The organism is Prevotella sp. oral taxon 299 str. F0039 (assembly GCF_000163055.2).
GTDB lineage: Bacteria > Bacteroidota > Bacteroidia > Bacteroidales > Bacteroidaceae > Prevotella.
The window spans coordinates 1375793-1395197 of the sequence record NC_022111.1; the positions used below are offsets into that span (position 1 = coordinate 1375793).

Genomic DNA, 19405 nt, shown 5'->3' on the forward strand with positions numbered 1-19405 from the left:
TTTGCCACCTAATTTGTATGCTTTTGTGTCTCATTATCAATGCTTTTACAAACTAAAAGCACTGCTTTTGTTTGCTGGTAAATATTCTAATAAAAAGCAATACTTTTAACTATAACTATAAACAAAAAGCTCTTTAAAATAGAAAGTTATTAATATTTTGCATATAATAATAGTAAATATGCCTATTATTTGCGGATTTCTCATTAAATTTGCAATCTGAATATAATAAGAAACGTAATGAAAAGAATAGCATACCCATTTTTTATGTTGCTTTTGGCGGTGGCTTTTATGGCCTCATGTGTTAAAGGTGAGGGTACAGAATTTGAAGGATACGATGATACTGCGATAGTTGGTTTCAGTATAACACAAGCTACTGTAACAAAATATACTAAGACAAAGGCAGGTGATAAGGATAGTGTTTACTTTCAAAAAATCACCCCTACAAAGATACAATTCAGTATAAATCAGTTAGAAAACACGATTTATAATAACGAAGCGTTGCCCTATGGCACTAATGCAAAGAAGCTTTTAGGTAACTTTACAACCCGTTATGGTGGCATTGTGTATCTAAAAGATCTTAAAACAAATAATCCTGTTTATTATAACTCAACAGATACGCTCGACTTAAGTTCTGAGCGTGAAGTGCTGGTATATAGCAGTAATGGAACATATAAGCGCAGTTATAAGCTAAAATTGAATGTGCAAGTGGCTCAGCCAGATAGTTTTCAATGGAAAGATGCACTGACAAGCGATGCTAATTTAGCATCATTGACAGGTATGCGAATGGTGAATTTCAGTGGAAAAATGTTTGTCTTTGGTGTAAACGGCAATTCTGTGAAAGCCTATTCAACCGCAACAAACGATGGAAAAACATGGGCAGCCATTTCGCCTAACATCACTTTCGATGCTAACTTTGCACAAAACGTGGTGAAGAAGGATAACGCTCTTTTCTCAATCAATGGCACAACCATCTACAAGAGTAGCGATGCTACCACATGGACTGCGGTTGGTTCTACCTCGGTTACACGTTTGTTTGCAGCAGATAGCAATAACCTTTATGGTTTAAATGCTTCTAACGAAGTGCTAAGAAGTAGCGATAATGGTGCTACATGGACAGCGGAAACACTTGATAGCAATAAGAACAATTTCCCAAGTGTTAACGTCTTTGGATTTGAAAGCAAGATAGAAAGTACCCCAACACTAAGTAGTTTGGTGGTGGTAGGAAACCTATCGAACAACATAGGCGACGGAACTCAAAAACAAGTGACTTGGAGTAAGGTTGTAGATAGCAGTAATGGCGCATTGAACAACGCATGGTCGTTCTATGGATTTCCAAGTAATAGCAATAACAGACTACCGGAATTGGTGAATATGCAGGTTGCTCAATATGGTCAATTGCTATTGGCAACAGGTGCAGAAACACTTACAGGCACAAACAACAAGCAAGTGCAAAGACTATATGTAAGTAAAGATTGGGGTGTAACATGGTCAAAAAGCACCGACATTCAACTTGTGAACCTTGCTGCAAACTCAACTTCTCAGGTGGCAATGGCAGTGGATGCCGATAACTATTTGTGGCTTGTTTATGGCACCACAGGTAAAGTTTACAAAGGTATTCAAGGCAGATTCGTGAAATAAAAGTTATTTAAAAGATAAAAGGAATAGGTCGTTTTATGACTATAAAGATATTCATCGAAAAACGCTTGCTTTGCTTGTTGTTTGCTTTTTGTGCTTTGACAGCTTATGCACAGAGTGATGATGAATATAAAATGGAGATAGGTGCAGGTGTGGGCTTGATGAGTTATCAAGGCGATTTTAATGGAAGCATCCTGAAAAATCAACAACCAGTAGCATCGATCGTTCTGAAAAGGGTGTTCAATCCCTATATGGCATTGGGTTTTCGGTCTACATTTGGAACACTAAAGGGTAGCTCAGAGGGTTTAGCAACATTCTACACTCCCTATTATAATAATGTGTACACATTCAAAAATAAAGTGTTCGACCTATCGGCAGTTTACGAATATAACTTCTGGCCGTATGGAACAGGGCAAGATTATCGAGGTGCTCGCAAACTTACACCTTATATATTAGGAGGTATTGGAGCAACTTATGTGAAATCAGATGTCAAGAATATACTCACAGCAAATATTCCTTTAGGACTTGGCTTGAAGTATAAAATGGGTGAAAGAACCAACTTGTCTGTTCAATGGACAATGCACTTTGCCCTAAGTGATGGGTTAGATGGAGTGAAAGACCCTTATGGCATTGCTTCTTCAGGGATGTTTAAAAACACCGATAGCTATTCGGCATTGCAAGTAAGTCTCACTTATAGCTTTGCAGCCAAATGCAGAACATGTCATAACGATGATGAATAAAGAATAAAAAGGAGTGAGAGTTGTTAGAGAACAGATATCGCATGATAGATTCTCTCAAAGCTCTTACATCTCAATAAATAAAAATAAGAATATAAAGAATGGAAAGTATCAACCTCGACAAACAACGTGTTCCACGCCATATAGCCATTATTATGGATGGAAATGGTCGCTGGGCAACTCAAAAAGGCAAAGATCGAAGCTATGGACATCAAGCTGGTGTTGATACAGTTCGACGCATAACATCAGAGTGTGTTAGCTTAGGTGTTGAATACTTAACCCTTTATACTTTCTCAACAGAGAACTGGAATAGACCCGAAACCGAAGTTGCAGCGTTGATGGGACTTGTGTTATCTTCATTAGAAGACGAGATCTTTATGAAGAATAATGTTCGCTTTAGAGTGATAGGAGATATGAGTCGTTTGCCAGAAGCAGTTCAACATAAACTGAGAGAAACAGAACTTCATACTGAAAAAAATACTGCAATGACAATGGTTGTAGCACTTAGCTATTCTTCGAGATGGGAAATTACAGAAGCAACGAAGCGTATTGCAACGAAAGTGCAAAGCGGTGAAATTGCAATAAACGATATTACAGAAGATATGTTGTCGCAAAATATGGAGACATTGTTTATGCCCGACCCTGAACTTCTTATACGAACAGGTGGCGAACAACGTATTTCTAACTATCTATTGTGGCAGATTGCTTACTCAGAATTGTATTTCTGTGATACGTTTTGGCCCGATTTTAACGAAGAAGATTTGCATAAAGCAATAGCAGATTATCAAAGTAGACAACGTAGATTTGGTAAAACAGAAGCTCAAGTAGAAGATGAATGTAATGAATAAACATTACAGATTCAAATTACTTGATAATTATTGCTAAGGAGAAAGCATCTTTCCTGCAATTGAATCAATCAAAAGAACATTAAAAGAGAAAAATATATTAAGATGACTAATATAAGAAAAGTAATATTATCGGTACTGACATCAGTCCTTGTTGTTGCACGAGCAATGGGGCAAGATGTTGTAGTTAATCCCGAAATTAATTATGCTGGAGCTCCTAGAACACTTGAAATAGGTGGTTTAGTCACCTCGGGTGTTGAAGGTTATGAGGACTATATGCTTACAGGTATATCGGGTTTGTCATTGGGACAGACTATTTCTGTGCCAGGAACAGAGATTACCGATGCTATAAAAAGATATTGGAAACATGGTCTTTTCTCAAATGTTTCTATCTCTGCAGATTCAATTGTAGGGAATAAAATATTTCTTCATATTCATCTTCAAACACGACCTAGGGTCTCATTGATTAACTATTATGGCTTGAAAAAGTCAGAACGAGAAGATATGGAGGCAAAATTAGGTCTTCTAAAGGGCGCACAGATCACCCCAAACATGATAGATCGTGCCAAAATATTAGCAAAACGCTATTTTGATGATAAGGGATTTAAAAATGCTGAGGTTGTAATTGCACAGCACGACGACCTTTCTAATAAGAATCAAGTGATACTTGACATCTCTGTAGATAAGAAAGAGAAAATGAAAGTACACCAAATTATATTAGAAGGAAATAAAGAAGTAAGTACAAAGCGCATTAAAGGTGGATTATTGAGCAAAGGTGCTTTTGCTAAAACTCATGAAGCAGGTAAGCTATCTTCATTCCTAAAGGCTAAGAAATATACCCCAGAAAGATGGGAAAAAGATAAACAAAACCTTATATCTCTATACAATGAGAAAGGTTATAAGGATGCTTATATTGTGGAAGATAGTGTTTGGAACTATGATTCTAAGCATGTTGACATCGCAATAAAGGTGAATGAAGGTAAGAAATATTATCTTCGTAACATCTCATGGGTGGGTAACTCGATTTATTCTACTTATCAACTCGAGGCGAAATTAGGTTTCAAAAAAGGCGATATATATAACCAAAAGCTCCTCAATAAACGTCTTACAGAAGACGAAGATGCTGTGGGTAACCTCTATTGGAACTCTGGTTATATCTTCTATAACCTTCAACCCACAGAGATAAACATTGTAGGTGATAGCGTAGACCTCGAAATGCGTATCATAGAAGGTCCCCAAGCATATGTCAATCATGTAAGAATTAATGGAAATGATCGTTTATATGAGAATGTAGTTCGTCGTGAATTGCGTACAAAACCAGGCGACCTTTTCTCTAAAGAAGCATTGATGCGTTCTGCAAGAGAATTGTCATCAATGGGGCATTTTGATCCTGAAAAGGTCTCACCAGATGTTAAACCAGACGCAGAAAATGGTACTGTAGACATCAATTGGAATCTACAACAGAAGTCAAGCGATCAAGTTGAGTTCTCATTAGGATGGGGTCAAACAGGTGTTATTGGTAGAGTAGGTCTTAAACTCAATAACTTCTCTATGCGTAACCTCTTTAATAAGAACAGAGAACATCGTGGTTTGCTTCCTATCGGTGATGGAGAACAATTGGCTTTAGGTGCTCAAACAAATGGTAGATACTATCAATCGTATAATGCAAGTTATTCAACAAACTGGCTTGGAGGTAAACGTCCAGTTCAATTTAGCGTGAGTACATACTTCTCTAAGCAAACAGATATCGCAAGTAATCAATTTAATAGAAGTTATGCCGATAACTATTACAACTATTTATATGGTTCTTCGGTTTACGGACGCAACTCTTATGAGAGTTTTTATGACCCAGATAAGTATATAACTCTATTCGGCGTGTCACTTGGTTGGGGTCGTCGTTTGCGTTGGCCTGACGACTATTTCATGCTATCTGCACAATTATCATATACTCGTTACTCATTAAAGAACTGGCGATACTTCTTAATGAGTAACGGAAATGCAAATAATTTGAATTTCAACTTGTCGTTAAGTCGTACATCAACAGATAACCAATTGTTCCCAAGACGTGGTTCAGAATTTACCGCTTCGGTATCAATTACACCACCATGGTCATCTATTTTCAAGAAAGATTATAAGAATCTTGCAATGAACTATAACTCTAAAACATACGAACAAGAACAACAAGAGAAGTATAGATGGGTGGAATATCATAAGTGGAAGTTTAAGAGTAAGACCTATACAGCCCTTACAAGTGGTTCAAAATGTTTCGTATTGATGACAAGAGTTGAGTTTGGTATCCTCGGAAGCTTCAATAAATACAATAAATCTCCATTTGAAACATTCGAAGTTGGAGGTGATGGTATGAGTGGATATGCAAGCAATTATGCTACAGAAACCGTGGGATTGCGTGGTTATGAGAATGGATCACTAACCCCAGTAGCAGTAGATAACAACCGAACTCGTAGTGGTGCGTATGCATATAATCGTTTAACACTTGAACTTCGCTATCCTTTTATGTTAGGAAACACCACTATTTATGGTTTAGGATTTGTTGAAGGAGGTAACGCTTGGTATGATGCTAAGAACTTTAATCCATTCAATGTGAAACGTTCTGCAGGTCTTGGAGTTCGTATTTTCTTACCAATGGTGGGCTTAATGGGTATTGATTACGCTTATGGTTTTGACAAAGACACTACTGGAAAGAAAGGTGGTGGACAGTTCCACTTCATCTTAGGACAGGAATTCTAAAAGGTATCATGCTTTAGTTCGTTATCATCTTAAAAGAAAGGAAACGTATAATGAAAAAAATATTGTTATCACTTACATTGCTTGTTATGGCAATTAGTGCTTCAGCACAGAAGTTTGCGCTCATCGATATGGAGTATATTTTGAAGAATGTGCCAGCTTATGAGCGTGCAAACGAGCAACTAAATCAAGTGAGTAAAAAGTGGCAAGCAGAGGTAGAAGCATTGAATACTGAAGCAGCAACAATGTATAAGAATTATCAAAACGAAGTCGTTTTCTTGTCGGAAGAGCAAAAAAAGACAAAGCAAGATGCGATAATGAAGAAAGAGAAAGAAGCTTCTGAATTAAAACGAAAATACTTTGGACCAGAAGGAGAGCTCTTTAAGAAACGCACTGCGCTTATTGCTCCATTACAAGAAGAAATATATAATGTAGTGAAAGATATTTCAGAGCTAAGAGGATACAGTCTTGTTCTCGATCGAGCATCAGATACAGGCATTATATTTGCGTCGCCAAAGATAGACATTAGCAATGAGGTGCTACAAAAGTTAGGTTACTAAAACGAATTTAATAATAATAAAATAGAAAATTAAAATGAAGAAGATTATTTTGATGTTGGCATTAGTTATGCCTATGACAGTATTTGCACAGAAGTTTGGTCACTGCAATCAGCAAGAGATTTTGTCTGCAATGCCAGAGTTAGCAAGGGTTCGTGGAGAGATTGAAGCAGCTGCTAAGCAATACGAAAACGAATTAACTGCAATGCAAGATGAATTCAAAAAGAAGGTTGAAGAGTATGAAAAGACCAAAGCAACCATGAATGCTACAAAGCAACAAGAAACAGAAACAAGTTTAGGAACTTTGCAACAAAAGCTTCAACAAGCATATACCGACAATCAACAAGCACTTCAAAAGCTTCAACAAGAGAAGATGCAACCTTTAGTTACAAAGATTCAAAAGGCTATAGAGAATGTTGGTAAGGCAGGAAACTACGTTTATATTATGGATGTTTCTTTGGGTATTCCTTATATTAGCAGCACTCTTAGCACAGATGTAACAGCTGCAATTAAGGCTGAAATGAATAAATTGAAATAATAAATACAGCTAATAGCAGAGCCGCCGAGGGTGTTTTTATTTTAATGGATAGTTCTTTTATGGGGCGATACCAATAAAATAGAATTACTATCGTCGGCTTTCTGCTTATAAGTCCTATTTTATTTATGAGGAAAATAATATTCTCTTTAATCATGCTTTTATTGCCTTTCGTGGCAAAAGCGCAAGAAAGTGGATTGCGTTATGGTTATATCAGCTATCAAGAAGCCGTAAAAGCACTTCCAGAGTATGCTCAATCGCAACAAAACATGGCAACTCTTAAGGCCAAGTATGATGCAGAGATGCAGCGAGTAGAAGACGAGTTCAATAAAAAATACGAAGATTTTTTAGCAGGACAACGTGATTTTGCTCCTTCAATTCTTCGCAAACGCCAAGCAGAGCTACAAGAACTAATGCAAAAGAACGTTGCATTCAAAGAAGAGGCACAACGCTTATTGCAACAAGCAGAGCAAGATTCTAACAACCAACTCTATAGCACACTCAATGCAATTATAGAGCAATTGGCTGTAACACGCAATCTTTCATTTGTTCTTAATACCGACAATAACGCAGTACCTTTTATCAATAAGGTACAAGCAGAAGATCTTTTACCTCTTGTAAAAGACGCTTTGAAATAAAGAAACATCAATAGTGAGAATGAAAAACGAGCAAAACAATATTGCTGGACCTATAGGAGTGTTCGACTCAGGCTATGGAGGTTTAACCATTCTAGAGGCCTTTCGCAAAGAACTTCCTCAATATAACTACATTTATTTGGGTGATAATGCACGGGCACCTTATGGTTCTCGCTCGTTTGATGTGGTGTATGAGTTCACCAGACAGGCTGTGATGAAACTCTTTGAGCTGGGTTGTCGTCTTATCATTCTTGGTTGTAACACCGCTTCTGCCAAGGCTTTAAGAACCATACAACGACACGATTTGCCACAGATGGATAATTCATTGCGTCGTGTTTTGGGTATCATTCACCCCACCGTAGAAGTCATTGGAGACCTAACCCACACCAATCATGTGGGTATTCTGGCAACCGAAGGAACCATCAAGAGCAATAGTTATGCTTTAGAAATCAACAAACTACATCCCGATATCACTGTAACTGGTGTGTCATGTCCGCTTTGGGTGCCTATAATAGAGAACAATGAGGCAGACGGAGAGGGCGCAGATTACTTCGTAAAGAAGCGCATCGACACAATTATGTCGCTTGATAGCCAGATAGATACATTGATATTAGGTTGCACTCACTATCCACTTCTTTTACCAAAGATAAAAAAATACACTCCCAAGGGAGTACAAGTGGTTGCACAAGGGCAATATGTTGCTAAAAGTTTAGCCAACTATTTGCAGCGACATTCCGACATAGAGCAACTTTGTATCAAGCAAGGTGTCACCCAATACTATACCACCGAGAATGCAGAACGATTTAAAGAAAGTGCCAAAATCTTTCTACACGAAGACATATCGGTGCAGCATATCGATTTAGAATAATCGTTGTTCTATCTCATCATCATGCAAAAGCAACCCTTATGGGCATCTAATCCCATTTCAATAAATAAAAGATAACAATGCAAGAAACAAGACAAAATAAAGTAGCTCGCCTGTTTCAGAAAGAATTGAGCTTAATTTTTCAAAATCAAACACGTGCCATGATGGGCATGATGGTATCGGTAACACGTTGCAAAGTATCTCCCGATTTAGGCGTATGTACCGCTTATCTCAGCGTATTTCCATCAGAAAAAGGAGACGAAATACTAGAGAATATCCGTGCAAACTATAAAAGTATTCGTTTTGAATTAGGCAAAAAGATAGGCAAGCAAGTGCGAATCGTTCCCGAACTACGTTTCTTTATCGACGATTCACTCGATTACTTAGAGCGCATCGACGAACTATTGGCAAAATAAACCATTATTATTATCGCATAACATTCGTAAAGTTATATCCTTTCCCAACCAATGAATCTACCCTTTTTCATTGCCCGTCGCTATCTTTTTTCAAAGAAAAGCACCGCAGTTATCAATGTAATCTCAGCCATATCGGTTGTAGGTGTAGCCATTGCAACTATGGCTTTAGTGGTGATATTAAGCGTATTCAATGGTTTTCACGATTTAGTTGCTTCTCTATTCACCAACTTCGACCCTCAAATTCAAGTGGTTCCAGCTGTCGGAAAAACCATTTCTGCAGATGCAATCTCAATCAACAAGATAAAGAAAATGCCACAAGTTGCTGTTGCAACAGAGTGTGTAGAGGATATGGCTCTTGCCGTTTATAGAGACAAACAGCTGATGGTGAGAGTAAAAGGAGTGCAAGATAACTTTCCAGAACTAACCAACATACAAAAGATTTTGTATGGAGAAGGCAACTTTGAAACACATGCAGGCATTCTACAATATGGTATATTTGGAGTGAGAGCTGCGCAAACTCTTGGCTTTGGAACACGTTGGGAGGGCTTTCTTCGTATCTATGCGCCAATCAAAGAGGGGCAAGTAGACCCTTCAAACCCCACTACTGCGTTTGTGGTAGATTCGCTCTTATCGCCCGATGTCATTTTTATTGCCAATCAACAAAAATACGATAAAGACCACGTTGTCACTTCGATAGACTTTGCTCGTAACCTTTTTGGCGAGCAAGGTATGATTTCTTCGCTCGAAATAAAGCTCAAACCAGGAGCCGATATCGATGCAGTAAAAAAAGAAATGCAAAATATTGGAGGAAAAGAGCTAAAGGTTCTCGACCGATTTGAGCAACAAGAAGACACGTTTAAGATTATGCAAGTAGAGAAGATGATTGCTTATATCTTCCTCACTTTTATTGTTATTGTAGCAAGTTTCAATATTATTGGATCGTTGTCGATGCTTATTCTCGACAAAAAGAACGATGTTGAGACGCTAAGAAAGCTGGGAGCAACCGACAAGCAAATTGTAAGTATCTTTTTATTCGAAGGTCGTTTAATTGCATTCTTTGGTGCTCTATTGGGCATTTCGCTTGGTTTATTGCTCTGTTGGTTACAACAAACATTCGGACTTGTTGCTTTGGGTGAAAGCAGTGGCACCTTTATTGTGAACGCTTATCCCGTTAGTGTGCACTACATCGATGTGCTTTTGGTGCTCATCACCGTTATCATTACGGGTTGGTTGTCGGTGTGGTATCCTGTTCGCACCTTGAGTAAGCGATTCTTAAAGTAGGCATTCGTATCGCTCTTTTAGCGATTTGCTTACTGAAAAAATCAACTTTTTCTTTCTATTTCGATAGAGGCAATCACTCAAAAGATTGTCTTTCTATAGCTTGTGCGCCCGTGTTTCTATTCAAAAGAATTGCTCCTGCCAATCAATGCCATACAAATTGCACTGCAATCCGCACACCTCGCTTGTGATATACATTCTTTTTGATTTCTCCTTGCATTGCTGTCGGAAAACAAAAGCATTGTAATTGGTTGCCAAAAGCAATGCAATTGCACCCTAAAAGCAGTGCTATTGCTTTGTAATATCAGTGTTATTGCAATTGTTATGATAATGAAATAGTTACGGAATAGAATTGTTGCAGGGGACGATAGGAGGATTTTAACAATATTAAAGCCTCTGGGAAAGGACTGAAAAGTGGAGTGATGGATAGGTTAAGAGCGAAAAAAACGAGATATTGAATATTATTTCAATACCTCGTTTTGTGCTTTTATAAGTTGAAAATCTTAGAAGTGTTTATTTCTTCTTCCGCTTCTTATATTTAATTTTGGAATTCTTCTTTTTCTTTCAGCTTGCTTTTAATCTTGATAAATGCGTTTTATAAAATAAAAAGCAATGTTTTGAACAGCCTTATTTCCAAGTATAGTTTCCGATATTACCTTTATTGTCTGTAATTTTCACCACTTTTCCTTTGTTATCAAGGGTGTAAGTGTAGGTAATATTTTCTACTTCGTCTGTAGGAGTAAGGATTGGTGTGTGATTAGTGAATGCAGTTTCAACCAAATTAGTTACATATTTGCCATAGTAACCCTGCATAAATAAAATTGGATCAACGGAATCTATAACAGGAATGCAGTCTTCTAATTCGCTTAAAGGAATAAAGTTTTTAGCTGAATGATTGGTATAAACAAACTTGTGAATGATATTATCATTCTTATACTGAGTAATTATCTGTGTAATATTACCTTTTTGCCATGAAATATTGATAGTGTTGTCTTTTGTTGTCACTTTACTTAGTTGATCATTGATATCGTATGTGTATTTAATAATATCTACATCTTCAGCTTTAAACGTGCTGTTGATTATCTTTCCATTTTTTAAATAGAATGTACTTACAGCCTCTCGGTCCCCTGTAGACTGTGCTTCTATCAAATTTTCAGAATACTTATAGGTAATAATGTTTTTTTCTTTGCCCTCATCCGAATTGGTTTCTAGTGTTACACTCACCAATCTTCCTTGCTTATCGTATTGAAAATCGCTGAGAACATTACCTTTATTGTCTGTAAAACCAATAATCTTCTCACCTGTAACAACGGTATTTCCACCTTTGTTATCATCGTTGTTGTCTGATGAACATGCGCTGAATAAGCCCACAACACAAACCAATAAGCCTAATAAAACTTTCTTTTTCATTTTGAATAATATTTATAATGTTAATAATCTATTATCTTGTTACAGCTATTTTATTTTGCTTTACTCTTATAAAGCATCTAGAACTTAGATGCAAAGGTACGTCTTTTTGTCGTTAAAAGTCTTCTCTTATGTGAAAGGAAGTAAGAAATACTTTATTATCTTCTTACTCTATTTCTCCTTCAATATGCCTTTTAGTATCATGAAAAGAAGAAAGGTTGGGCGTTATTCGTTTCTTGTTCTTTTAACGTTCTTACGCCTTTAAAATTTAATGTTAATGTCTTTGCAAGTTCGTTTCATTTGCTTATCTTTGTGCTATACTAAAAATACTAAACAAAAGAATAAGTAAATGGAAAAGATCAAAGGATTAATCGATGCGCCATTCACACCCTTTTATAGTAATGGTGAGGTGAATTATGAGCCAATTGAACGCTATGCAGCGATGCTAAAGAATAATGGTTTGAAAGGAGTTTTTATCAATGGTTCGAGCGGAGAGGGTTATATGCTCACAGAAGAAGAGCGTATGAAACTTGCAGAAGCATGGATGAAAGCAGCTCCAAGCGATTTCAAAGTGATTGTACATGTGGGTAGTACTTGCGTAAAAACAAGTAGACGACTTGCAGAACACGCACAAAAGATCGGTGCATTCGGTATTGGTGCCATGGCAACTCCATTTCCAAAGGTTGGAAGAATAGAAGAGTTGGTGAAGTATTGTGAGGAAATTGCAGCAGGAGCACCACAGCTTCCATTCTATTATTATCACATTCCTGCATTCAATGGAGCCTACCTTTCAATGCTAGAATTCTTGAAAGCAGTAGACGGAAGAATTCCTAATTTTGCAGGAATCAAATACACTTACGAAAGTTTATACGAATATAACCAATGTCGTTTGTATGCAAATGGCAAGTTTGATATGCTTCATGGACAAGATGAAACTATCCTTCCATGTCTCGCAATGGGTGGAGCTCAAGGTGGAATCGGTGGAACAACCAACTATAATGGTCGCTGTTTAACCGCAATATTGAAGGCTTGGGAAGAAGGAAACATCGAAGAAGCACGTGAACTTCAAAACTTTGGTCAAGAAGTAATAAATGTTATATGCCGTTATCGTGGTAATATTGTGGGCGGAAAGCGCATTATGAAGCTCATAGGATTAGACCTCGGACCTAACAGAACACCATTCCAAAACATCACAGATGATGAAGAACGTGCATTGAAAGCAGAACTCGAAGCAATCGATTTCTTCAATAAATGTAACGTATTCTAAGCGTTTTACCTTATTATATATAGGGGCTTGCGTGTTACAAGCGTCTTTTTACAACATAAAAGGCTAACACACAAGTCCTTTTTCTTTACTCCTAAACAATAAATAATATGAATTTATCGGCAGAACAAAAAACATATTTAGCTCAATGGGCTAACTCTTATAAGCAAGATTTAGAAGAAAACATTCTTCCTTTTTGGTTAAAATACGGCTTAGATACCGTTAATGGCGGTGTTTATACATGTGTAAACAGAGACGGAAGCTTGATGGATAGCACCAAATCAGTGTGGTTTCAGGGTCGTTTTGGTTTTATTTGTGCCTTTGCTTACAACAATATTGCACAAAAAGAAGAATGGCTTGCAGCATCAAAAAGCTGTGTAGAGTTTATCGAAAAGCATTGTTTTGACAGCGATGGACGTATGTATTTCGAGGTGACAGCAGAAGGAAAGCCACTTCGTAAGCGTCGTTATGTGTTCTCAGAGTGCTTCGCTGCCATTGCAATGTCAGAGTATTCAATAGCATCGGGCGACAAAACTTATGCTCAAAAGGCATTGAACTTGTTTAAAGACATCTTGCGTTTTGTGAACACTCCAGGTATTCTTGCACCTAAATATTGTGAAGATGTAGAGATGCAAGGACACTCAATCACCATGATTCTCATAAACACTGCATCACGAATTCGTGAAGCAATTCAAGCAGAAGAGCTCGATGCGCAAATCGATCTCTCATTAGAAACCCTACAAAAATATTTCATTCACCCTGAATTCGAAGCTCTATTAGAGACCGTTGGACCTAATGGTGAGTTCATAGATACCATCATTGGCCGTACAATTAACCCAGGACACTGCATCGAAACCGCTTGGTTCTTGCTCGAAGAAGCAAAACATCGCAATTGGGAACCAAAGCTAACACAAACTGCTTTGACCATTCTTAACTGGTCATGGAAATGGGGTTGGGATGAAGAACATGGCGGAATTATCAACTTTAGAGATTGTAGAGGACTCCCACCTCAAGACTATTCGCAAGATATGAAGTTCTGGTGGCCTCAAACAGAAGCAATTATTGCAACGCTATATGCCTTTGAAGCAACAGGAGATGATAAGTATTTAGAGATGCATAAGCAAATAAGTGACTGGACTTATGCACACTTCCCAGACAAAAAATATGGCGAATGGTATGGCTATTTGCACAGAGATGGTACCGTTGCACAGCCTGCAAAGGGTAATATCTTTAAGGGTCCGTTCCACATTCCACGCATGATGATCAAGAGCTTTATGCTTTGTAACGAGATAATGAAATAAAAACACTATCCCTAAACATCAATATTTAGATATGAATAAAACAACAAGTAAATATTATCCATGGGTAGTTGTGGCTCTATTATGGGGCGTTGCGCTACTGAATTACATGGATAGACAAATGCTTTCAACCATGAAAGAGTCGATGCAGTTAGACATTTCAGAACTGCAAACGGCTGAGAATTTCGGACGTTTAATGGCAGTTTTCCTTTGGATTTATGGTTTAATGAGTCCTTTTGCAGGTGCTATTGCCGACCGAGTGAATCGCAAGTGGTTGATAGTTATTAGTCTTTTCGTGTGGTCGGCAGTTACTTATGGAATGGGATATGCCAACACTTTCACCGAAATATATTGGCTTCGAGCTCTTATGGGTGTTAGTGAAGCCTTGTATATCCCTGCTGGTTTGTCGCTAATTGCAGACTGGCACAGCGACAAAACCCGCTCTCTTGCAGTGGGAATACACATGACTGGTCTTTATACAGGGCAGGCAATTGGAGGTTTTGGTGCAACTGTTGCAGCTTCATACACATGGCATACCGCCTTTCATTGGTTCGGTTTGATAGGTATTGCCTATGCTCTTTTATTGGTATTGTGCCTAAGAGAGAACCCAAATCACAACGTAGTGAAACCTAGTGTCGAAACTAATAAGGTAGAGAAAGAATCGATATTAAAAGGCTTTAGCGCCATTTTCAGTACCGTTGCCTTTTGGATTATCTTGTTTTACTTCGCTGCTCCAAGTCTACCAGGATGGGCAATAAAGAACTGGTTGCCCACACTTTTCTCAGAAAACCTCAGTCTTCCGATGGCAGAAGCAGGTCCAATGTCAACCATCACCATTGCACTTTCGTCGTTCTGTGGTGTAGTTGCAGGCGGAATATTATCAGATCGCTGGGTACAACGCAACATTAGAGGTCGTATTTACATCAGTGCAATAGGCTTAGGACTCACCATTCCCGCTCTATTCCTTTTGGGATTTGGTCATAACACCATAGGAGTTATTTCTGCAGGAATGCTCTTTGGAATTGGATTTGGTATCTTCGATGCCAACAACATGCCCATTCTTTGTCAGTTTGTGTCGCCTAAATATCGTGCAACCGCTTATGGAATCATGAACATGACGGGTGTGTTTGCAGGTGCAATGGTTACCAATGTTCTCGGAAAATGGACTGATGACGGCAACCTTGGATTAGGTTTTGCACTTCTAAGTGTGGTTGTTGCAGTGGCAATTGCTTTGCAACTACTTTTCTTAAAGCCTAAACAAGAGAGCTAAACCCATTTTTATTCCAATTGAAAGAATTATAAGCAACGGCAAAGAAAGGCGAAATGTTTGCTAATGCCGTATCAACAAAGTATGCAGAGCTATTGAACGACCTTGTTAATGGCGAGTTGTATGCACGTTAATCGTTTGCTTATTGAAATGATGAGATATTTATTTTTACCGCTAACGCTTGCTTTATGCCTTTGTGCAGTAACGGCATGGGCACGCAAGCACAAAAGAATTAAGATGAAACATACATTCAAAATAGAGGTGATGAAGGGCTTTCCTAGCACCGAAAATGGTATAGATAAGGGCGTTTCAGCACCCTTTGGAGGTGTGGTTAACGACTATTTGATTATGGCCGGAGGCTGTAATTTTCCCGATAAACCAGTGTTTGAGGGTGGAAAGAAACGCTATTATAAAGGCATTTATGCTGCAAATGTGGCGCAAGGCGATTGTCTTTCGTGGACAAAAGTAGGCGAGTTGCCCGTAGAAGCAGGCTATGGCGTGAGCATTCCATCATCAAAAGGCATATATATAGTAGGTGGCAACAACCTCGAAGGATCGCTTAAAGATGCTTATGAAATTGTTTTCGATAGTCAAACGATGAGTGTTCAGTTCAACAAACTGCCCTCGTTGCCTTGCACACTCGATAATATGACAGGCACAATGGTGAACAATCACATCGTTGTTGCAGGTGGATTGGCAGATGGTGCGCCCTCTTTAAAGGTGCTAAGTCTTAACCTTTCAGATGTAAATAGCGGTTGGGTAGAAATTACAACCCTTCCTTCTTCGCCACGAGTGCAACCCGTTTGCGCTGCAATAGATAATAAATTTCAACTTTGGGGCGGTTTTTATGATGGCTCAAAAGGTGGAGAAGCAGTTGTTTATACAGAAGGTTTGCAGTTCGATTTAGCTAAAAAAGAATGGCAAAAGCTTGGTTTTATTGGTAAAGACGAGGCAAACTCGGTTACAACAGTTGGTGCAGCAGCAGTTCAACTCAATGCAAATGAAGTGCTATTAACAGGTGGAGTGAACAAAGATATATTCTTTGATGCAATTAGTGGAGCGTATAAAATGGTTGAAAAGCAAAACTATTTGAAGCAACCAGTTGAGTGGTATCGTTTCAATGGCACCCTTATGCTTTTCAATGCGAAGACCAACAGCTGGACAGAAACCAATCTTTCGTCGCCTCATTTGGCTCGTGCAGGTGCACTAATGGTTTGTGCAAAGACCGCAGTTTATTATATTGGGGGCGAGTTAAAACCTGGAGTTCGCTCGGCACAAGTGAGTAAAATAACTTGGGAATAAGCGATGTTGAAGTCAAGAAACAGTTGTTTTGAAAGCTAAACAACTCCTTTTCAAGGATTCGTTGCATGCAAACTAATTTTGTTTTGCAGTGTCTTGAAAATCAATAACATACAAACTACGTTGAAATAGCAATGCTTTTGATTTGTAAAAGCATTGCTATTTTTGTGTAATAACATATATTTTACACTGCAAAAGCATTGTTTTTAGATATGAAGAAGAAAGCAATATTTTTGCTTTCTTTATCTTTTTGAGATACAATGAGATAACAGATAGTTCTATTTTGAGTTGATTTTCAATATAAAAAACGACAAATCGAAAAACTAAAATTAAGCCCTTATTCGTAAAATGCTATATGTTCTTTGATAAAAATCAATAAAAATAGGTATTTATAAAATTGTTATCGCAAACAGCTTGCATTTTTTTTGAAATCAATTACCTTTGCATCGTGTTTTTCATAGTATTAGATTTAAGGTTAACAAAGGTTGGGACTCAGCGGAGCCCCTTTTTTTATTTCCAATGAAAAGCAAATAACTTTTGTTGTTTCTGCTCAACTAATAGACCGCAGTGTGTTGATGTTTCGATTTTAGAAAGCTCCACAATTTAGTTGTATCCTTATACTTCTTATAGCCGAAATACGATGATTTATTTACGTTATAGAATCTTTTATAGAGGCATTATTCCTTAAATTCACTTCATTTCAAACTCCGTTTGTTTAGAAATGTAGATAGGAAAATTTCCATCTTTTATACTTCTTAAAATAAAAGACCTCGTAATACGAGATGAAAAGGGTTGCTTAATTTTGCTATTTTCATTATCTTTGTAGCAAAATCGACGAAAAGATGCAAAATGAATTGAATTATCTTGATAGGAACGAGTTTAATTTCGAGCCATCAAAAGAAGTGGTAGAAGCTTTTAGAAACTTTGATGTTAACAAGTTTGCGTTCTACACTCGCATTTATGATGAAGGCAAAAAAAGCATATTCTCTGTGTATTTATCAGAGTTATACGATATAGAAGAACACCAAGTGATGGTGGGATATGGCGCAGAAGATCTGCTAAAGAAAACAGTTCACTATTTTCTTACAAAGGGAAATAATCGAAAAATGCTCATACCTAAGTTCTCTTGGTGGTATTATAAGTCGATTGCTGATGAGGTAGAGGGCGAAACTGAGTTGTATCCGATGTACGAACAAGAAGATACTTACAGTTATAATCTCGACGAACTCAAAGCTCTTGTAGAGGAAAAACAACCCCGTTTGTTATTGGTTGCATCTCCAAACAACCCTACAGGTAATGGATTGACAGGCGAAGAGATAGAGCAAATTCTTTCGTTTGTGCCTTCTAGCACCATAGTTGTGGTGGATGAGGCTTACGCTTCGTTTGTTTCTAAGAGTGGAGACTATATCAAACGACTTGTAAACACCTATTCAAACATCATCGTTTGTCGCACCATGTCGAAGTTTTATGGACTTCCTGGCTTGCGCTTAGGCTATGGTTTTGTGGGTAAAGGGGGAGAAATGGATGCCTTTTTGAAGTATGCCAACATGTATTTGGGCTACGATCGCTTATCGGAAGAGTTGGGAATAGCAGCTCTAAAGTCTGATGCTCACTATCGAGAAGTGGCTCGTGTGATGGAAGAAGCACGACAAATGTATACCGAAGAGATAGGCATTTTACCCGGATTTAAGGTGTATAAGTCGGTAGCCAACTTCATATTGATTAAATATCCCATTGAGTTGAAAGAGTCATTGCAACAGGCTTTTGCTGAAAGTAACTACAAAGTGAAGTTTATGAGCGAGCCAGATATCAATTCACATCTACGCATAACACTAGGAAGAGCAGAGCAAAACCGCTTTGTTTGCGACACCATTAAACGCATTGCACAACCATGATAGCTGTTGTTTTGGCTGCTGGTATGGCGAAACGCCTACGCCCTTTAACCGACACAACACCCAAATGTCTTTTGAAAATAGGGCAAAAATCGTTGTTAGAGCGCACATTTAACGCCCTAAAAAGCGTTGGAGTTACTCAGTTTGTTGTGGTTACAGGCTATTTGCACGAGCAAATTGAGGCATTTTTAAGCAGTCGTTATCCTCAAGAAGATATCCTTTTCGAACACAATGCAGTGTTCGAGAGTACCAATAACATTTATTCTCTTTGGCTTGCAATGAAGTATGTAAAGGGAAAAGAATTTCTTTTGCTCGATAGCGACATACTTTTCGATCCGCAACTGCTCAATGCTGTGATGGCAGTTGAAGGCTCTTCGTTAGCCGTTAATCAGCATCCTTTGGGCGAAGAAGAGATGAAAGTGGTGGTAAATGCAGAGGGAACAATAACCCAAATCACCAAAGAATGTAGCCCAAAAATGGCATTAGGCGAGTCGGTTGGAATCGAAAAGATAAGCAACAGCTATTCGCAAGCTCTTTATGAAGAGTTAGAAAAGATGATGAACACAGAGCATCTTGAAAACGTTTTCTATGAGTTGGCGTTTGAAAGACTCATTGCTCAAGGTCATTCTTTTAAGGTTGTAGACACCACTTCGATATTTTCTACCGAGTTAGATACGGTAGAAGACTTTCAAAACGCACAGAAAATCATTCCACAACACTTGTATTAATC

General features: G+C 38.0%; 17 protein-coding genes. 16 read left to right on the forward strand and 1 reads right to left on the reverse strand.

What is annotated here, in order from left to right; genetic code table 11:
• Nucleotides 1-237: 237 nt before the first annotated feature.
• From HMPREF0669_RS08355 to HMPREF0669_RS08400, 10 genes are all read left to right on the forward strand, one after another.
• Nucleotides 238-1638, forward strand: a complete 1401-nt coding sequence (locus HMPREF0669_RS08355; protein ID WP_020967354.1) for a DUF6242 domain-containing protein — start codon at nucleotides 238-240, stop codon at nucleotides 1636-1638.
• Between the two features lie 35 nt (nucleotides 1639-1673).
• The gene (locus HMPREF0669_RS08360; RefSeq protein WP_009227902.1) at nucleotides 1674-2375 is read left to right on the forward strand and encodes a DUF6089 family protein; all 702 of its coding nucleotides are present in this window, start codon (nucleotides 1674-1676) and stop codon (nucleotides 2373-2375) included.
• A gap of 98 nt (nucleotides 2376-2473) precedes the next feature.
• The gene (locus tag HMPREF0669_RS08365) at nucleotides 2474-3220 is read left to right on the forward strand and encodes an isoprenyl transferase (protein ID WP_009227901.1); all 747 of its coding nucleotides are present in this window, start codon (nucleotides 2474-2476) and stop codon (nucleotides 3218-3220) included.
• Between the two features lie 102 nt (nucleotides 3221-3322).
• Entirely contained in the window at nucleotides 3323-5965 is a 2643-nt protein-coding gene (locus tag HMPREF0669_RS08370) for an outer membrane protein assembly factor (protein WP_009227900.1), read from the forward strand.
• 50 nt (nucleotides 5966-6015) lie between these two features.
• Nucleotides 6016-6522, forward strand: coding sequence for an OmpH family outer membrane protein (locus tag HMPREF0669_RS08375; RefSeq protein ID WP_009227899.1), 507 nt, complete (start codon nucleotides 6016-6018; stop codon nucleotides 6520-6522).
• A gap of 34 nt (nucleotides 6523-6556) precedes the next feature.
• Nucleotides 6557-7057 (forward strand): OmpH family outer membrane protein, encoded by a 501-nt coding sequence (locus HMPREF0669_RS08380; protein ID WP_009227898.1) that lies wholly within the window; start codon nucleotides 6557-6559, stop codon nucleotides 7055-7057.
• 125 nt (nucleotides 7058-7182) lie between these two features.
• Nucleotides 7183-7692, forward strand: a complete 510-nt coding sequence (locus HMPREF0669_RS08385) for an OmpH family outer membrane protein (RefSeq protein WP_009227897.1) — start codon at nucleotides 7183-7185, stop codon at nucleotides 7690-7692.
• A gap of 19 nt (nucleotides 7693-7711) precedes the next feature.
• Nucleotides 7712-8557, forward strand: coding sequence for a glutamate racemase (gene murI / locus HMPREF0669_RS08390; protein WP_009227896.1), 846 nt, complete (start codon nucleotides 7712-7714; stop codon nucleotides 8555-8557).
• Between the two features lie 77 nt (nucleotides 8558-8634).
• On the forward strand, nucleotides 8635-8970 hold the full coding sequence (gene rbfA, locus HMPREF0669_RS08395; RefSeq protein ID WP_009227895.1) for a 30S ribosome-binding factor RbfA: 336 nt from the start codon (nucleotides 8635-8637) through the stop codon (nucleotides 8968-8970).
• A gap of 51 nt (nucleotides 8971-9021) precedes the next feature.
• A complete protein-coding gene (locus HMPREF0669_RS08400) occupies nucleotides 9022-10251 on the forward strand; it encodes an FtsX-like permease family protein (RefSeq protein ID WP_009227894.1) in 1230 nt (409 codons plus the stop codon).
• Between the two features lie 624 nt (nucleotides 10252-10875).
• Here the strand turns inward: HMPREF0669_RS08400 and HMPREF0669_RS08405 are convergent.
• A complete protein-coding gene (locus HMPREF0669_RS08405) occupies nucleotides 10876-11658 on the reverse strand; it encodes a DUF4595 domain-containing protein (RefSeq protein WP_009227893.1) in 783 nt (260 codons plus the stop codon).
• Nucleotides 11659-12004: 346 nt separating this feature from the next.
• Here HMPREF0669_RS08405 and HMPREF0669_RS08410 point away from each other — a divergent pair, with 346 nt between their 5' ends.
• From HMPREF0669_RS08410 to HMPREF0669_RS08435, 6 genes are all read left to right on the forward strand, one after another.
• On the forward strand, nucleotides 12005-12922 hold the full coding sequence (locus HMPREF0669_RS08410; protein ID WP_009227892.1) for a dihydrodipicolinate synthase family protein: 918 nt from the start codon (nucleotides 12005-12007) through the stop codon (nucleotides 12920-12922).
• Nucleotides 12923-13029: 107 nt separating this feature from the next.
• The gene (locus HMPREF0669_RS08415) at nucleotides 13030-14220 is read left to right on the forward strand and encodes an AGE family epimerase/isomerase (RefSeq protein ID WP_009227891.1); all 1191 of its coding nucleotides are present in this window, start codon (nucleotides 13030-13032) and stop codon (nucleotides 14218-14220) included.
• A 31-nt stretch (nucleotides 14221-14251) separates the two neighbouring features.
• Complete coding sequence (locus tag HMPREF0669_RS08420) at nucleotides 14252-15487, forward strand: MFS transporter (RefSeq protein WP_009227890.1); 1236 nt, start codon at nucleotides 14252-14254, stop codon at nucleotides 15485-15487.
• Nucleotides 15488-15634: 147 nt separating this feature from the next.
• A complete protein-coding gene (locus HMPREF0669_RS08425) occupies nucleotides 15635-16786 on the forward strand; it encodes a cyclically-permuted mutarotase family protein (protein ID WP_232236460.1) in 1152 nt (383 codons plus the stop codon).
• 839 nt (nucleotides 16787-17625) lie between these two features.
• Nucleotides 17626-18678, forward strand: a complete 1053-nt coding sequence (locus HMPREF0669_RS08430; RefSeq protein ID WP_020967357.1) for a histidinol-phosphate transaminase — start codon at nucleotides 17626-17628, stop codon at nucleotides 18676-18678.
• Complete coding sequence (locus tag HMPREF0669_RS08435) at nucleotides 18675-19403, forward strand: NTP transferase domain-containing protein (RefSeq protein WP_009227886.1); 729 nt, start codon at nucleotides 18675-18677, stop codon at nucleotides 19401-19403. The genes HMPREF0669_RS08430 and HMPREF0669_RS08435 overlap by 4 nt, the downstream gene beginning before the upstream one ends.
• The last annotated feature ends 2 nt before the right edge of the window (nucleotides 19404-19405 follow it).

Coding starts and splice junctions, on each gene's coding strand:
- HMPREF0669_RS08400 (WP_009227894.1), top strand. CDS start 9,022: ATGAATCTACCCTTTTTCATTGCCCGTCGCTATCTTTTTTCAAAGAAA.
- rbfA (WP_009227895.1), top strand. CDS start 8,635: ATGCAAGAAACAAGACAAAATAAAGTAGCTCGCCTGTTTCAGAAAGAA.
- HMPREF0669_RS08425 (WP_232236460.1), top strand. CDS start 15,635: ATGATGAGATATTTATTTTTACCGCTAACGCTTGCTTTATGCCTTTGT.
- HMPREF0669_RS08430 (WP_020967357.1), top strand. CDS start 17,626: ATGCAAAATGAATTGAATTATCTTGATAGGAACGAGTTTAATTTCGAG.
- HMPREF0669_RS08355 (WP_020967354.1), top strand. CDS start 238: ATGAAAAGAATAGCATACCCATTTTTTATGTTGCTTTTGGCGGTGGCT.
- HMPREF0669_RS08385 (WP_009227897.1), top strand. CDS start 7,183: ATGAGGAAAATAATATTCTCTTTAATCATGCTTTTATTGCCTTTCGTG.
- HMPREF0669_RS08420 (WP_009227890.1), top strand. CDS start 14,252: ATGAATAAAACAACAAGTAAATATTATCCATGGGTAGTTGTGGCTCTA.
- HMPREF0669_RS08375 (WP_009227899.1), top strand. CDS start 6,016: ATGAAAAAAATATTGTTATCACTTACATTGCTTGTTATGGCAATTAGT.
- HMPREF0669_RS08365 (WP_009227901.1), top strand. CDS start 2,474: ATGGAAAGTATCAACCTCGACAAACAACGTGTTCCACGCCATATAGCC.
- murI (WP_009227896.1), top strand. CDS start 7,712: ATGAAAAACGAGCAAAACAATATTGCTGGACCTATAGGAGTGTTCGAC.
- HMPREF0669_RS08360 (WP_009227902.1), top strand. CDS start 1,674: ATGACTATAAAGATATTCATCGAAAAACGCTTGCTTTGCTTGTTGTTT.
- HMPREF0669_RS08410 (WP_009227892.1), top strand. CDS start 12,005: ATGGAAAAGATCAAAGGATTAATCGATGCGCCATTCACACCCTTTTAT.
- HMPREF0669_RS08380 (WP_009227898.1), top strand. CDS start 6,557: ATGAAGAAGATTATTTTGATGTTGGCATTAGTTATGCCTATGACAGTA.
- HMPREF0669_RS08435 (WP_009227886.1), top strand. CDS start 18,675: ATGATAGCTGTTGTTTTGGCTGCTGGTATGGCGAAACGCCTACGCCCT.
- HMPREF0669_RS08415 (WP_009227891.1), top strand. CDS start 13,030: ATGAATTTATCGGCAGAACAAAAAACATATTTAGCTCAATGGGCTAAC.
- HMPREF0669_RS08405 (WP_009227893.1), bottom strand. CDS start 11,658: ATGAAAAAGAAAGTTTTATTAGGCTTATTGGTTTGTGTTGTGGGCTTA.
- HMPREF0669_RS08370 (WP_009227900.1), top strand. CDS start 3,323: ATGACTAATATAAGAAAAGTAATATTATCGGTACTGACATCAGTCCTT.